At 44.3% G+C, this 17,127-nt stretch carries 11 protein-coding genes; 1 reads left to right on the top strand and 10 read right to left on the bottom strand.

All coding sequences use genetic code 11. The features are described 5' to 3' along the window. Positions 1-105 precede the first annotated feature (105 nt). Complete coding sequence (locus BLCOC_RS09910) at positions 106-1,014, top strand: LysR family transcriptional regulator (RefSeq protein ID WP_165907314.1); 909 nt, start codon at positions 106-108, stop codon at positions 1,012-1,014. Positions 1,015-1,050: 36 nt separating this feature from the next. Here BLCOC_RS09910 and BLCOC_RS09905 read toward each other — a convergent pair whose 3' ends face one another. From BLCOC_RS09905 to BLCOC_RS09860, 10 genes are all read right to left on the bottom strand, one after another. After that, on the bottom strand, positions 1,051-2,529 hold the full coding sequence (locus tag BLCOC_RS09905; RefSeq protein ID WP_115625192.1) for a UbiD family decarboxylase: 1,479 nt from the start codon (positions 2,527-2,529) through the stop codon (positions 1,051-1,053). A 139-nt stretch (positions 2,530-2,668) separates the two neighbouring features. Continuing rightward, positions 2,669-3,694, bottom strand: coding sequence for a glycosyltransferase family 2 protein (locus tag BLCOC_RS09900; protein ID WP_115625191.1), 1,026 nt, complete (start codon positions 3,692-3,694; stop codon positions 2,669-2,671). A 126-nt stretch (positions 3,695-3,820) separates the two neighbouring features. Further along, the gene (locus BLCOC_RS09895) at positions 3,821-4,423 is read right to left on the bottom strand and encodes a hypothetical protein (protein WP_115625190.1); all 603 of its coding nucleotides are present in this window, start codon (positions 4,421-4,423) and stop codon (positions 3,821-3,823) included. After that, positions 4,420-6,858 (bottom strand): glycoside hydrolase family 3 C-terminal domain-containing protein, encoded by a 2,439-nt coding sequence (locus BLCOC_RS09890; RefSeq protein WP_115625189.1) that lies wholly within the window; start codon positions 6,856-6,858, stop codon positions 4,420-4,422. The genes BLCOC_RS09895 and BLCOC_RS09890 overlap by 4 nt, the downstream gene beginning before the upstream one ends. Before the next feature lie 93 nt (positions 6,859-6,951). Further along, positions 6,952-9,285, bottom strand: coding sequence for a hypothetical protein (locus BLCOC_RS09885; RefSeq protein WP_115625188.1), 2,334 nt, complete (start codon positions 9,283-9,285; stop codon positions 6,952-6,954). Beyond that, complete coding sequence (locus BLCOC_RS09880) at positions 9,282-12,362, bottom strand: glycoside hydrolase family 3 protein (RefSeq protein WP_115625187.1); 3,081 nt, start codon at positions 12,360-12,362, stop codon at positions 9,282-9,284. The genes BLCOC_RS09885 and BLCOC_RS09880 overlap by 4 nt, the downstream gene beginning before the upstream one ends. 222 nt (positions 12,363-12,584) lie before the next feature. Then, positions 12,585-13,913, bottom strand: coding sequence for an ATP-binding protein (locus BLCOC_RS09875; protein WP_115625186.1), 1,329 nt, complete (start codon positions 13,911-13,913; stop codon positions 12,585-12,587). Further along, positions 13,906-14,619 (bottom strand): LytR/AlgR family response regulator transcription factor, encoded by a 714-nt coding sequence (locus BLCOC_RS09870; protein WP_115625185.1) that lies wholly within the window; start codon positions 14,617-14,619, stop codon positions 13,906-13,908. Before BLCOC_RS09870 ends, BLCOC_RS09875 begins: the two co-directional genes overlap by 8 nt. A 78-nt stretch (positions 14,620-14,697) precedes the next feature. Beyond that, positions 14,698-14,841 carry a hypothetical protein gene (locus BLCOC_RS09865; protein WP_165907313.1) on the bottom strand — a complete coding sequence of 48 codons (144 nt, stop codon included), beginning with the start codon at positions 14,839-14,841 and terminating at the stop codon, positions 14,698-14,700. Positions 14,842-14,939: 98 nt separating this feature from the next. Beyond that, on the bottom strand, positions 14,940-17,120 hold the full coding sequence (locus tag BLCOC_RS09860) for an alpha-galactosidase (RefSeq protein ID WP_115625184.1): 2,181 nt from the start codon (positions 17,118-17,120) through the stop codon (positions 14,940-14,942). Between the last annotated feature and the right edge of the window lie 7 nt (positions 17,121-17,127).

The raw sequence follows: 17,127 nt of genomic DNA, 5'->3' as shown, positions 1-17,127 counted from the left end.
AATGTGGAATATGTTATCATACACATAAATCATCGTTTTCGTCTGTTGAATATGCAGTTTATCCGCATTTACTTTACTGACAACCCACAAATCGGAGGGGCGCACATGAACATTGCACAATACAAATATTTCGTTACTGTCTGTGACTGCGGCAGTTACTCTCAGGCAGCAGATCAGTTATACACAACTCAGTCCACTGTTTCAAAAAAGATCATTCATTTAGAAGAAGAACTGAATGTCACCCTCTTTGACCGGAGCCATCGGCAGATCTCATTGACTCCCCAGGGAGAAATCGTTTATAAGTATGCGAAGATGCTTCTCCATACACAGGACGAACTCCTTCAGGAATTAAATACCTATGATTCTGGTCGGATCGGTCAAATACGGATCGCATCCATTCCCGTTTTTTCCAATTATAATCTTCTGGATGTTGTCAGTGATTTTCAGAAAAAATATCCCAACATCCAAGTCCAGATCCAGGAGATGGAGGCTATAGAAATTATCAACAATTTAAAAGAACGCAGATGCGACTTTGCTTTTTTTCGCAAGGAGTTTACAGACCATTCTTTGGATATGCTTCCCCTGCTGTCTGACGAATTGACTGCGGTCCTTCCAGAAGATCATCCGCTTGCTGATGAAAAAATGATCTCTCTCTCTAATCTTGCAGATGATCCTTTTCTATTGCTGGATCAGAGTACACTCCACTACTCCCGGGAAATTCAACTCTGTGAACAGTGCGGTTTCCATCCAACAATTGCCTATACCGGAAAACATATTGAGAATATCCTATCCATGATCCGTAAAGATATGGGTGTTGCCCTGCTCATGAAAAAGGCTGCGGCCAACTATAATACCGAAAATCTTCGTATGGTCTCACTTAAGGAATCTCCGGCCAGTACAGTCTGCCTTCTTCGTATGAAAAGATCTAAGTACAACGCTGAATCATCAATATTTTGGAATTATGTAAAAAAAAGATTTTCCAACTCAGAGTACCCCTCACAAGGCATCCTTTGATACTTTGTCAGGGGTACCAATTTATCATTGGAAAAATCAGAACAAATCCGGCAGCCAATGTTTCGGATCAACCTCCATGAACCGTGCCCTCTCAAAACGGTCCTTCTGATCAAAGGGAATGGTACAGTCAAAGATTGCTTTGCAGGCGATCCCTCTTCCGCGAAGTTCTGCATTATATGCGGGATCATTTGATGGATCCAACGGATGACACTGGACTCCCGGAATAATGATCAGATCCTTATCTGCCTGGAATCTCGTCGTCATTGCCCAGATTACATCTTTCATGTCAAAACAGTCCACATCCTCATCTACAAGGAATACATGCTTAAGCTCCGCGAATGCAGAAAAAGCAAGAAGCGCTGCCTGCCTCTGTCGGCCTTCATCTGAAGAAACAGACTTTTTGAATTGTAGAACTGCCACGTATTTACCGCCGCCGGAAGACGCACAATATACATTCTGCAGTCTTCCTGGCATTGCTTTATCCACCATTGCAAGAATACTGGCTTCCGTTGGGATTCCCGCCATAGAGACATGTTCCTCGCTTGGTCCGATACATGTCTGCATGATAGGATTCCTTCTTGTTGTCACAGCCTTGACTTTAATGATCGGCAGTTCAGGATTTGCCGGACCATTATATCCCGGGAACTCCGGCATTGCCTTACCGGTGTTTGAATTCTGATCTTCTCTTACCCGGACATTTGGAAGAATTTCACCTTCAATAACGTATTCGGCATTTGCGATGGCACGCTCATTGATCGTCAGACACTGCGTAAGTTCAACCGGTTTGCCGCGAAGCGCACCAGCAGCCTGCAGTTCATCATAACCAAGAGGTGTTGTTGGCGGCTCAAAACAGGATGCGATCTCAATTGCCGGATCCACACCAATACTGATCGAGATCGGAAGTGATCTTCCTGCTGCCTCTGCCAATTCACGGAAATATCCAATATGTCTGGCTCCTGGCTGTAAGAAAATCGAGATTTCATCTTTGGACTGCAAACACATACGATGAATGGTCACATCTGAATCCCCGGTCTCCGGATCAGACGCATAACACATTCCAAGCGTAATATATGGACCTGCATCCTCCGGTGTGTTCGTGGGTGCCGGAATCAGCTTACGGATATCAAAACTATCCTCTGTCGTAAGATGAACCACTTCCTGACATTTTGCCTGGTCATTGGGGATCACAACAGGTTTGACAGGGTTAGCCACACTGTCCTTTAGCAGAAAACCAAGCTTCTTCGGATCACAGTTTAATAATTTACCCACACGGTCCCGACTGGCAAGAAGACCGATCACTACCCTTGCATCAGGATGTCCCTTCACATTATTAAAAATCATTGCCGGCCCTTCCTGTGTGGGTCTCTGTACCGTTCCCCCCGCCCCGACATGACGATATACACCTGATAACTCAGCATGTGGATTTACTTCCATATCTGTTTCAGCCAGCTGCCCCGGTATATCTTTTAATACCTTAAGTGCAGAACGAAGATCATTGATTTCGATTTTACTCATACCTTCCTCCATTTCAGATAAATTCTACTTATCGATTTGAAAACAGTTTATCATCATGAAGGGATACAAACAATTCTACTTTCGTACAGATATATTCCATTATGGAATGAGTGGCAGCCTGTAATATTACAAAAGGATTCTAATTAAATCCCACAAATTTCTGAGCCAAAGAATACGCCATTTCTGAAATCTTCCGTCCGCTTTTCCCCGGCAGGTTCATGCTTCTTCCAAGAATCCCCCATTTCATCCAGTAGTATGTTCTCCTGTCATTTTCCTTCAGATAATTCCATAGTTCATATTTCTTCTGCAGATTCTCTTCTGATTTAGAACGGATCAGCATAATAGAGGACACCACCATGATAATCTCCAGATAATTGCGCATATAATGCTTTAGCTTCCAATTTGCTATTTCCCTTGTCTTTGAAAGGTTGTAGTCGTCAATCATGTAATAATTCACCTTTAGCTGCTGGTCAATCCGGCGGATCATGACCTCCTCATTTACCGACTGGTCTTCCCTGCCGATATAATACCGGTAAAAATCCACATTCAGGTAATACATGGTTTTCACATAAGGCAGCGGATGATAGACAAAGATATTATCCACATAAAACGTGTGCTCTGGAAGTTGTAGACGGCACTCTCTCAAAAGCTTTGTTCGGAATATGATCGAATGCATTAAAATGTACTGTCCTTTTCTTAAAAATTTCACATCATTCCATGTAAACACTCTATTTTGAGGGAAGGCGCTCCGATAGCGCATTGTCTTTTTATGTCTGGCACCTTCTTTCTCGTAGACAAAGTTACTGATCACCATATCTACTAGCTGCTGCTCCCCGGCTAGATTTTTCAATGTTTTCATTATTTCTTTATATGCAGAAATAGATACCCAGTCATCACTGTCCACGACTTTGAAGAACAGCCCCTCCGCATAACGTAATCCCGTATTCACAGCCTCTCCATGTCCGCCATTTTCCTGATGGACCACTTTCACGATATCAGGATAATCCTTGGCATACTTATCCGCAATTTCTCCTGTACGGTCAGTGGATCCATCATCTACAATAATAATTTCCACCTCAGGGCCTCCTGTCAGTAATGAATGGATGCAATTCTCCATATAATCCTCTGAATTGTAACAAGGGACTGTAACGGAAAGTAATTTCATCTGTACCACCTCATTCTTTTATTATCTCTCAATGTGTTCGTTTTATATGGGATATCACATTTTCTATGATAACCAGTTAAGATTAATAATGATATCACAATAGCCTTCTGTCTACAGTGAATACCCCTAATCCGCCTCTCCTTCCGGAAAGATGATCTTAAATACAAAGAAAAAAATGATCATGGAGACACCGCCGGTAATAAAGGTTACCAGTAAATTGTAAACTGCGGGTGCAACATACTCAGATGCGATCGGCATCCATAGATTATTGAATCCGTTGCAGATTAAAGAGATCACTACCCATGCAATAAAATACCACATTGCCTGATACAACGGATTTCCTTTACTTTTAAATGTAATATTTCTCTGCAGCGGGAAATTAATACACTGTGCCAGAAACGATCCGACTTCGTAGCTGATAAAATAACCAAGTCCACCGCCAATCAGTACCGCCCCGCTGGTATCATAGAGGACGTTATATCCAAGCAGACTCCAGGTGAAATCAACTCCGAAAAGATGCAGTTCCTTCTGAGGCCACATGAATTCTGTCCCGGCAAGACGGGTTCCGAGAATTCCTGGCATGAATGTAAATACAAGATACTGAAACACAGTCACCATCATGCTGAATACAAAGAAATAGAAGATTTGATACACCCACTTTGCCAATTTCGGATGTTTCACCTGAAATCCGTTCCATATCCCCATCCATTTTTCTTTTATCTGATTCATTTTTTCGCTCCTTTTCCGCTTGAAAGCTTTTTCTCATAAGCCTTATTTGCTCTAAGGTTGGCAAAGAACCCGCCAATGACCTTCCCCATTCCACGGAAGAAATGCCCGTTCACTACTTCTACCACCCCGTTTACCATATCCATACTCACCATTCCCCCCGTCATTTTTGCGATTGCACGAAACGGGATATTATATTGGAACAAAAGATTTAGATCCGGTTTCCCGGCTGCTTCATTCTTCAATTTCCTGTCTGTCAGTATCTTATAGATGAACCTTGCCAGAGCACTTTTCGCATAATACATCTGGCAGACCGCATCATTGATTCCCAGTTCTCCCGACCATTTGCCACCGGGAATAGGATGTCCAAGCAGGGCCTCAAACTCAGGATCCGATATGTGCTGTATGATTCCAGTATAATAGTAAGGCAGTTCCGCAGGATTATACGGATATTTTGAAGTAGTTCCCTCCATTTTTAGTTCTTTGACGAGCCGTATATCGCTGATGCTGGAACCTACCATGATCTGATAGGTTCCCATCTCTACTTCCCACTGATTCGTTCTGATATTCCAGTAGCGGAAAGTTTTGTCATCAAATGGAATCTGTACTTCCCTGCTCTCTCCTGCCTTCAGGAATATCTTTTTAAAACCTTTCAGTTCCTTTGCCGGGCGGAATACAATGGCATTTTGAAGTCCTACATACATCTGCACCACTTCCGCACCATCCCTGTCTCCCGTATTCGTGATCAGTACCCGGATTCCCTCTTTGTCAACCTGTAAATCTGTATAGGTAAATTCTGTATAAGAGAGTCCAAATCCAAAAGGATACTGCACCCGTACACTGCTGGTATCATAATACCGGTAGCCCACATAAATGCTCTCCCTGTACTCTGCATTCCTCTCCGTACTTGGGAAATACCGAAACGCCGGTGTATCCTCATATCTGACCGGATAACTTTCTGCCAGACGTCCGGAAGGATTCGCTTTTCCGCTCAGGATATCCAGCATTGCACTGGCTCCCGCCTGTCCGGACAGGTAACCATGCAGGATTGCTTTACAGCAAGTATGCCAAGGCATCTCTATGGATGCTCCTGCACTCAGGATTCCAATAATCTTGTCATTGACCTGCACCATGGCCTGCAGAAGTTCAATCTGGTTCTGAGGTATCCACATATGAGAACGATCCATGCCTTCTACTTCACTCATTTCATCCAGCCCAAAGCAGTACAGTACCACATCAGCCTTGGCCGCAAGATTCAATGCTTCATTCTTCAAAACCTCATCCGTTTCTCCGGTCCGCTTATATCCTCTGGACACGCCTGTCACTTGCAGCCTGTAATCCACGATTGACTTTTCAATTGTTTCTATGAAAATAGGCTTCACCATAGAAGAACCGGCTCCCTGATATCTGGGTTCCACTGCAAAATCCCCAATGACAGCCACTTTACACTCTGCTTTCAGAGGCAGTATATTGTCTGCATTTTTAAGCAATACGGCACTTTCCACCGCTGCCTGTCTGGCAAGATCATGATGCCTCTGCTCATCAAATTTTTCTTTTTTTGAACCAGTCTTATCCTTCAATTCCAGTACCGCGTCCAGCAGGCTATCGACACAGATATCCAGTTCTTCCATCGTAAGGTTTCCATCTTGGATCGCGGCTGCGATCTGTCTTGCAGAATCCAGCCCTGGTGTGGGCATTTCCAGATTTGACTGTGCCTGCACGCCCTTTACATGGTCATTGGAGCCGCCCCAATCCGTGATGACAATTCCGTCAAATCCCCAATCCTTACGCAAAATATCCAAAAGCAGATGTTTATTTTCATTTGCATATGTCCCATTGACCTGGTTGTAGCTTGTCATGATGGCTTTGGCGCCGCCTTCTTTTACTGCAATCTCAAATCCTGTCAGATAGATTTCCCGCAGAGTCCTTTCATCCAATACAGAATTCATGGCCATACGGCGAAGCTCCTGACTGTTCACTGCAAAATGTTTCGGACAGGCATACACGCCCTGACTCTGGACCCCCCTGATATAAGAAGCCGCCATTTTTCCTGCCAGATAAGGGTCTTCTGAAAAGTATTCAAAATTCCTGCCGCAGAATGGACTTCGTTTAATATTTAACCCTGGTCCCAAAAGTACCTGAACATCCAGCACTGATGCTTCTTCTCCCAGTGCTTTCCCAATCTCTTTTCCCAGTTCTTCATCCCAGCTGTTGGCAATGGTTGCCGCTGTCGGGAAACAGGTGGCAGGAAGAGACTCATTGAGTCCAAGATGGTCTCCCGCCCCGGCCTGCTTCCGGATGCCATGAGGGCCATCCGCACAGTATACTGACGGAATATTGAGGCGTGGGATATCTCTGGTATTCCACTCTCCTTTTCCGCTTAAAAATGCAGCTTTTTCTTCTAACGTCATTTTTTCTATGATATCTTCATGTTTCATGACATATCTCCTTTTAGTCCAAAGGGCTTCCCATTTTAAGGAAGCCCCATCATTACCAGTTCTTATTCTTCTGTCTTTACTGGAACCATTATATTACATCCCTGGAGGTCCGTCCTGCTGTTCCACATAACCTGCGGTTTTTCCTTCCGAATTGCCGTTTCCACTTACAGTCACTGTAAGTTTTTCACTTTCATCAGATGCCGTAATTGTGTCGCCCTCTCCCTGTGCTGTAATACTGATTTCATAGGTTCCTTCTTCCAATGTAAGCGTTTTTGCACAGCTATAGCTTGTCATCGGACCCATAGCAGATGTTTCTATATCATTCTCCGTGATCATCTCGGAAGATACCACAGCCCCGCTTTCATCATATATGTTCACTTCAAGTTCAGTAAATTTTTCAGAATCAAAGTATGTAGACAGGGTGTCTGAGAATAACGTAATTGTAACTTCCGCACCGCTCTGCGTGTACATAAATTCAGGCGTACTGAGCTTACCTGACACCTGGATGCTCTTTACAACCGGATCCGGATTCGTACCGTCTGAGCTGAATCCGAGCAGCTTCGCATGATATTCTCCAAATGCAAGTGTACTGATATCGACATTTCCTGTAATCTCTCCGGAACCGGTAAGCCGCGGCGATGCAACGGAATAATTGTCTGCTTCTACGCCTTCCTCATCTACCTTGCATACCCAGATTGTATAATATTCCATTCCTTCACCCGCAGTGAAAGAAAAATCACCTGTAGCTTCATCGAAGCTGAATCCCGTACTGTCTGAAGAAGCCTGTGCACCGCTTTCAGATGATCCTGCAGCCGTCTTGTCTGCACTGTTCCCTGCTGCCGGACTGCCTAATACCGGCATAACTAAAGTTGTGAGCAAAAGTACGACTGAAATAGCCGCCATAAAATAGTGCGTTCCCATTACTGATTTTATTTCTGTTTTTTTCAAACCGGCCAGTTTCAGAAATACGAAAATGATCACGCCGGCTCCCGCACCAATGGCTATATTCTGGGTAAATGCTGTCAGTATCACCGTCAATATAAATGGCACGGCTTCCTCAAATTTCATATTTTTTAGTTTTGCCATGTTTTTCATCATTAAGATTCCCATAACCAGCATGACTGCATCCGCAATCTGAAAAGCCGCAAATATAACATTCGGAAATACAAAACCTGCATGGCCATATTCAGGGACACTCTTTGTATAGGTTGCAAAGATCACAAACGGCAGCCATGTGAACATGGAAATAAGATATCCCAATGCACACACTACAGAAGATAACCCTGTTTTCCCTCCATCTGCCGATGCGGCTGCTGACTGCTTAGCAACAGATACCGGTGCCGCACCCACAATCGGGGCTATCACATTTGTGATCGCGTTAACTGCAAGAAATCCTGATGCACGTTTTTCATAATCTTCACCGTACAGGTCCTCGTTTACGTCCGCTCCTAATGCAGAACCTTCTGATTCATACATTCCCATAAAAAGGAATAACAGAATGGAACGGATAAATAATACGATAACATTTCCGCCCGCAGCCGTAAAAACTGAAAAGTCAAACCCTTCGGTAAATACCGTACCGAGCTGAAGCTCCTTGAACCCCAGCGCTATGGTATACATCTCCCCTAACGGGTCAGGGTTCACACCCACCCAGATACGATTCTGTGTATAAACATATGTAAAGGCAATCCCTCCTGCCACTGAGGCGATCAGGAAAAATATAAGTGTTGCAGTTAAAAATCCTGAAAATACCGGGGTAGCTGCTTTTCTCTTTATAAAAAGAATGACGAGCACAAATCCGATCAATCCCGCGATCACACATAACCTCATATACGGTGCGATGGCGGCTCCACCCAGACCATCGTTAGAAAGGTCTGCAAGGGACATCCCGTCGATCACGCCCATTTTATCAAGTGCTGTGTAGATTACATAAAGCCCGAGGGCCGCTGGAAGTGCGTTCCTTACACAATCCGGCAGTAAATGATATACAAATCCCTTTAGTTTAGGAATCTGCACAACTGCCGCATAGACCAGTGCGGCCACGAAAGTCACTGCGAGCAGATTCGCATAGGTCAGACCGGAATCTACGCCGAGCAGAGATATCATCACTGAACTCAGGCTCAGGCTTGCAGTCTGCACCAATGGAAGATTGCAGACCACGCCAAGCAGTAACGTACCGATAAATGCTGTAATTACAGCACCAAGATATAAACCGCAATAAGGTACATCTTTTTCAAAAGCTTCCATTACAATCTGGATATTCATGAACAATGCGCATACAGAAATAAAAAATACTGACAGTCCTGCCTTTACTTCTCTTCCTGCTGTGGAATTACGTTCTGTAAAGTGGAAATATTTATCCAGCATCAAACTTATACGGCTCTGTTTTGCCACTTTTATTACTTTCTCCTGTTTTATTTCACTCATTTTCCCACCTGCTCTTTCTCTTTACGTTTCTGAAGAATCTGTTTTGTAAACTGTTTATGTACTCCAAAAATGTAAATCAGAATCATCCCGAGCACTAATGCTATATCGAGCACTATCCAGCCAATCTTCCACGTATTGTTATCAGAAGAAACCGCATTGGCTGCTGCACTGGCTGCTCCGGCATCATTTCCTGTTGCCACCATCTGATAGAATAATCGATGTGCATTTTCTCTGAGCATATACTGGCCATAAAGCGTATCCATCGCACCGGTTCCTTCTACTACCGTATAAGTATCCTCATCTACACGGTCGTCACGGGTCAGCATAGCTACATTGCTTGCAAGGCACAGTGAAGGCGGATTGTAAAGATCTGTAAATCCAGGGCCTACACCGTCCGTAATCAGGTAGCCTTCAAATCCCCATTCATCACGCAGAATATTGTTGAAAAGTCCATAATGTCCCCAGCTCATACCGATTCTGTTCAGACATGCCATAATTCCAAGTGCACCGCCTTCTTTTACGGAGATTTCATAAGGTTTTCCATAAATTTCACGGATTGACTGCTCATTTGCCCATGTCAAAACACCATTGCGGTTCGTATCGCCGTCATTCAGGACAAAATGCTTAATATAAACCATCACTCCATCTGACTGGATACCGGACACAACCTGTGCACCGATCTTTCCTGCAATCAGACCGTCTTCAGAATAATATTCAAAGTTTCGTCCGCCAAAAGGAGAACGATGTGTATTCATTGCCGGTGCATACGCTCCTACATACCCGCCAAGGATAGACTGGTGACCGTAGGCCGTACCCTGTTCGTTTGCAAGTTCCACATTCCATGTAGAAGCTATGACTACCGCTGACGGCCACCATGTGCCTCCGGCTATATTTCCGTTTCCGGCCTCTCCCGGTCCGTCTACAACACTGTCTGACACTTTGCCTACAGATTTCATCTCCGGTGTGCCCCATCCTGAATTACCATGTAAATTAATACACTCTTCCAGTGACAACTGATCCAGCAATGTATCCCATTTCTCATCATCATACGGAAGTGCTTTTCCTTCTTCATCTACCATATCTGCCAGTGTCAGATTTGTTTCATCTGAGTCAAATGTCACCTGGTATGTTTCATCATTCAGATCCAGACCATCAGGTGTCTCATCCATATAGAAGGATTGTGTCCCTGCATGGACATACAGTGTTTTTGTATCCGTGGTTTTCACACCATTCTTGTAATACTCATATGTATATTCCATGCTTCCTTCGCTTCTGAGTTCAACAGCCTTCTTTTGCTGTTCTCCCAGTTCTTCACATGCTGCATCACCGTTTAAATTAGATTCATGCAGCTTAATCGTGTCCATTCCCGATGCAAAATCACTTCTGGAGAGATAGCCGTCCAGCATATTTCCATCACCTGCTGATACATCGTCAAGCTCATTAACAGCTGTTGTCTCATCAGAATCACGTTTTCCATCATTTTCATCATTATAGATATAACTTTCAGCCAGACTTGCCTCTGTCGTGTCAATTACAGTATGTGCGTCAGATGATACATGGAACTGGTAATCACCTTTTTCAAGCACATAACATCCATATCCGCAGTAATCATAACTTGCCAGGTCATCTGTATTAAAATTGACAGCCACTGTCTCACTTTGGCCCGGCTCGATTATGCCAGTTTTTGCAAAACCGACTAATACCTTGGCAGATTTTTCGAGTCCCCTGCCTTTGATCCCGCAGTTTTCGTCCGTATTATACGGTGCTTCCATGTAGATCTCTACGGTCTGCTTACCTGCATAGTCACCGTCATTTGTCACGGTTACATTCACTGTATTTGTTCCGTGGAGTTCTAACGGAACATCGGCAGACTCAATGGACTGTGAAAAGCTTCCATAGGACAATCCATAACCAAAAGGATACTGGACTACATTGTCATAACCGCCCTCTTCGTCTCTTGCCCCGCCTTCGGACGCATCTCTGTCATCATTTTTGTATACAGCAGATTTGAACGCTTCTGAGTCAAAGTATCCTTCCTTATCTGCCGTCTCATAATACCTGTATCCTACATAGATTCCTTCTTCATACTGATAATACCCGTACATTTCCGTATCATCCATATTAGTATAACGGTTATTGTCTGTATTATAATAAGAAGGGGTTGTGCTCATGTCATAGGCGTAAGTATCTACCAGCCTGCCTGATGGATTTGTCTCACCGGCTATGATATTGGCAACTCCGTTTAATCCTGCCTCGCCCGGATGCCCGATCCAGAGACAAGCCTCTACGCCATACGCATCTGACTCCACAAATCCTAATTCCATTGCGGCAGATGAGTTGATCAGTACGATTGTGTGTTCAAAATTTTCTTTGCAGAAGGTAAGCAGATCTCTTTCATCCTGCGATAATTCCAGATATGTTTCCCCTGTCATAGTGCTTCCGTCTTCATCATAATCCATCGACGGAGATGCCCCCTCCGCACCGCTTCTTGCGAAAGTGACAATTGCATATTCGTTATAACCGCCGATCAGGCTTTTCGCGTGATCTTCATATGTCTTACTGGAAAACTCATTGATCCGGTTATATCCCGTCCAGTCACTGGCAGTAATCCCGTCATATGCTGCGTCTGCTCCTCTGGAACCGCCACAGGCTTCTTCCAGCCAGCTCCAAAGGTCTTCATTCACTTCCAGCCCTGCTGCACTTAATGCATCATTCAGCATGACCGTATTCACGTCATCTGCTCCGCCTGCAGAACCGGTGCCTCCTTCTACATAATTGTATGACATGGCACCGAGCACTGATACTTTCGCCCCGTCAGCCAATGGCAGTACATTGTTTTCATTCTGTAAAAGCACAGAACCTTCCTCCTGTATCGCCGCTGCCACACTGGTTCCCTCTTCAAAACATGCCGCTGAATCATATTCCAGCGCAGACTCATCTACAGAACCGCCTCCAAGGTACATGGAAATATCCCCTTGCATACGATAAAGCACACTATTTACGATCACCAGTAAACATATTATTACAGCTATCACCGATAGCCTGGACTTACCGGCCCGCATCATTTCTTCTGACATATCTTTCCCTCCATTTTTTATTAATACCGCGCAGTATTTTATGAAAGCAGATTACCATATCGGTGGTTGTTTTATTAAAACTTTGACACAATCTGTCGTTTCGCTGACATAATCGGTTCCGTTTTTCCAATAAAAAAGCAGCAAATGGTCTGCACTTTATACACACATTCCATTTACTGCTGTTTCTTTTGTTTCCTCTATGATTGTTGCGGCTTCTGCGGATCAACCGGTTCCTTCCGGAATCGGCAGGAGAATCTGGAGTACAAAGTAATGATCCGCCGCCTGGCAGACAACACCTCCTCCATATTTTTCTGCGGTATAACGGATACTCTTCAGTCCGAACCCATGATATCCTTTTTCCTCCTTCTCACTGACTGGAAAACCATCTTTAAAGACAGGCTTATTCTCACAATAGTTTTTCACCCGGATCATAACTAATCTCTTTTCATGGAAAACGGAAACCTGAATGACCCGCTTATCCACATCTGTCTGATGCATAACACTTTCAATCGCGTTATCCAGCGCATTGCCAAACATGGTATACAAGTCCACTTTTCCCACAAAATCCAATTTTTTTCCGTCAGCCATACATGTCATATTTATATGGTTTGCCTCGCAATAAAGGCTTTTTTCAGTCAAAACAGTATCAAGAACAGGATTTCCCGTCTTCATTGCAGAATCGTAGATCATTACCGCCTGTTCCATCTCCTTTAACTGGGCATTTATTTCCCTTCCCTCACCAAGTTTTCTTAATGCCGCCATCTGATATTTTAAATCATGACACTTCCTGTTAATGAGGTCGATATTTTCCTGTGATATACGAAGCTGCTCCCGCTGACGGTACCAGAGCTGCTGAAGCATATCCAGCTCCCGCTCTGCCGCCTGCCGTTTTTCAATACTATTTTGCATATACAGGAAAATCAGACAGCCCACCCCGGCTATCAGCCTGAATACGGCTATCATATTAGACTGGCTTTCAGGTTCGTATCCAAGCAGCCAGAAAATAAACTGGTAATTGGCAAGGACCGTATATGCCATCGCTGCCAGAACGACAGCCAGCATCTTCTGGCGTCCCACATGATAATGGTGATCATACTGCAGCTTAACAGAAAGCCATTTCTTAACAAAACAGTACATACACACTGCAGCACACATATACAGCATATAGGACACTGCAATGGATATGATCTGACTGCTGATCCGCATCCCGCCTATAATCGGCATTACACTCTGCACAGTAACCTCCGTGAGCAGATAAGACCAGACCGTACAATACACTGCGGTTTTTCCGTTCATACCCATTCCGCAGACAGCACAGACCAGCGTGGCAGTAAAGCAGAGTGGTGCCTGTAATGCTGTTGATGCATTCGATGAATCTACCACGAAATAATTTATAATATTTACTGTAATAAATATGGCCGCTGCCAATAAAAGCTGAAAACACAGCCTGCTTTTTCTTTTCTGCTTCTCTGGCATAAATGAAACGATCAAAACCATTTCGCACAGTGACATAAAGAACATGGGGCCGTCTATTGTTACTGTCCTAAGCATTTATATTACCTCCAATGTAGTCCGTAAGTGCAGATACAAAACTCTTACTTTTTTGTCTGCTCATTGGAATCCGTTCCCCGCCAACCACTACGATATCTCTGTCAATTGATGAAACATGCGCAAGATTGACAAGATAGCTTACATTACAGCGCTGAAAATATGACTTTTCAAGTCTCCGCTCCATGTTTTTCATGCTTTCTCGTATCCTTATATTTCCGGTTTTGGTATGAACAATGATATAATGCTGCTGACTCTCCAGGTAATAAATATCGTTTACACTGATCTTTTTCAGAACATCATCATCCTTTAGGAGTATCGTATCATCGACCTTCCTGGAAATCATGGCAATCGCTTCCTGCAGCTCCAGAGCCAGACTGTAATAATTAACCGGCTTCAGAATGTAAGAGCGCGCCCGGACCTGATATCCTTTCAGGGCATACTGCGCCATGTTGGTAATAAAAATAATAATAACATCCTTGTCCAATTCCCTGATCTTCTCCGCTGCCGAAATCCCGTCCATCTTCGGCATTTCAATATCCATCAGAATGATATCGTAAACCGGCTGATAGTCAAAGACGATCTGGTTTCCATCCTGAAAAACGTCAACACTGATGGTATCGCCTTTTTCCTTCATATATCTCACGATGTACTTTTTGATCACAGCAATATAGTCTTCGTCATCTTCCACAACTGCTATCCTGATCATCCATTGCTCCCCCCTCATTGGCACCGCTGATTCCTGCGTTCTGCAATGAGTTTAACATAGATCTTACTGTAATTCAATTTATGAGATTATGAAATATGATTTAAAACCAAGAAAGACACTTGTTTCATACAGCAAACAAGCGCCTTCCATATGCTTTGCTAGCTCTGCTGACTCCGGATAACTGAGCAGCTTACGGTACGTAAGCGCTCCCACCAGTTTCATGCGGGGATCCTCCTTAACTTGACTGCATACTATAGTTTCTTAAATTCTTTCCCGAGAATTTATTGTATGTGATCATTATATAGAAGAACTCCGCCTTTTCAAACCGCCCGAATTTCCACAAGCATACTTCCAAAATCCCCCTGCAGCGCCGGAAGTTTCATACCGGCATACATAAGCACTGCACCGGTATATACGTGGTCATTCACAAGATAATCCCATTCAGGATGAAGTCCCTGTAATTTGAGGAATCTGCTCTTCACATTGGGTTTTGCCATGACTTGTACATGAAACAGCACCGCATTTTTCTTATCTTTACCGACCACCATCCAACTGTCTTCCTCCCGGTTTTCAGAATATGACTGCAGCCTGTAATAGTCCCCTTTTGAAATCAATGGCTGAATCTTATGATATAATTCTATCTGCCTTTTTATTTCCTGTTTTTCTTCCTCCGAAGCTTTTGTAATATCCAGTTCATACCCAAAAGTCCCTGACAGCGCTACGGTTCCCCTTGTAGTGAATGGTGTATTTCTTCCCACAATATGATTGGGACACACGCTGACATGGGCACCCATACAGGATAAGGGATAGATCAATGAGGTACCTTCCTGGATCATAAGACGTTCCACCGCATCGGTATCGTCAGAACACCAGATCTGAGGACTATAGTACAGCATTCCCGGATCAAATCTTGCGCCTCCCCCTGAGCAGTTCTCCAGAAGCAGCTCCGGAAATTCCCGGCACAGACGTTCCTGCATCTGATAGACACCCAGCATGTACCGGTGATACAGTTCTCCCTGGCGATCTGATGCAAGCATTTTACTTCCCATGGTGGTAAGCTGCCGGTTCATATCCCATTTTACATAGGAGATATCTGCCTCGTGTAAAATGGCGGATATCATATGATATACCGCATCCACAATTTCCTGACGGGAAAGATCCAGGACATATTGTGCCCGGCTCTGTGTGATCTCCCGCCCGGGTATCTGGAGTGCCCAGTCCGGATGGGTCCGAAACAGATCTGAATCCGGAGAGATCATCTCAGGTTCAAACCAGATGCCAAGCTTCATACCTGTCTTTTTTACTTCTTCTGCAAGATAGGAAAGACCGCCTTTTAGCTTCTCTTCATTCACCTGCCAGTCTCCAAGAGAGCTGTCGTCACTGCTCCTGTGGCCAAACCATCCGTCATCCATAACAAGCAGCTCAATTCCAAGATCAGAAGCCTCTTTGGCAATTTGGATCAATTTCTGCTCATCAAAATCAAAGTATGTGGCCTCCCAGTTATTGATCAAAACCGGTCTCTTTTTATGCACATATGGACTTCTGATCAGATGTGATCTATATAAATCGTGGAAACACCTGGTCATCTTACCCAAACCTTCATCCGAATAGACCAGGACCACCTCGGGAGCTGTAAAAGACTCTCCCGGAAGAAGCTTCCATTCAAAACCTTCTGGGTGGATTCCCATGGTCATACGCACGCTGTCAAACTGATTTTTTTCCACCTGTCCGATAAAATTACCGGAATAGACAAAATTCATGGCATAGACTTCCCCGGCCGTCTGCGTTGTATCCGGTGTTACCAGCGCCAGAAACGGATGCTCCTGATGACTGGATTCCCCTTTGAAGGATGCTGCATTGAATCTTCCGTAGGAGAGAGGGGTCCTTTGGATATGCCTTTCTCTCGCCCAGGAACCGTGCAGGCTGACTGCCTCGAATTTCTGATCCGCCATATCCAGACAGGCACTTAAGACCTTCTCCAGATACACGGTCTCCGTTCCTTTATTTTCAACCAAAACTGAACGGGTAAGCGCATCTTCTTCCTCAAATATGGTATATTGCAGACACACTTCCACCTTGGTCAACATATCTTCACAAATGATCTGAAGCGTAGTACACTCCTCTTTTGTGCCAAATGTTGCCGGCAGTCCTTCCAGCTCCGGTTTTCCTTCCAGGATCCGATGTTCCTTATACTTCAGCTCACTGGCCCGGTGTCCTGTCATGTTTCGCATACAGAAAGCAGATTCCCGGTAATCGCCCATTCCCGTCTCCGGATACTCCATGGGCGCCATATCTAAAAAGGAATTTTTCTCTCTCTTGTTGCGGCTGGGGACAAAAGGTGCCTCGTCTTCTCTCAGCAGATAACGAAAATCCGCCCCTCCTATTCGTTTTCCATAATAAGCGTGACACAAATATGTCTCGTCCGTGATGGCGATCACATAAGTTGTGTGCCTGCTGCTTATGGAAAATAAATTTTGTTCTTTATTAAAAGTAATCGGCATAGTTATT

This window comes from Blautia coccoides, from assembly GCF_034355335.1.
Taxonomy (GTDB): domain Bacteria; phylum Bacillota; class Clostridia; order Lachnospirales; family Lachnospiraceae; genus Blautia; species Blautia producta.
The sequence above is the reverse complement of the archived record's forward strand: the minus strand, read 5'-3'. Positions and strand labels throughout refer to the sequence as shown.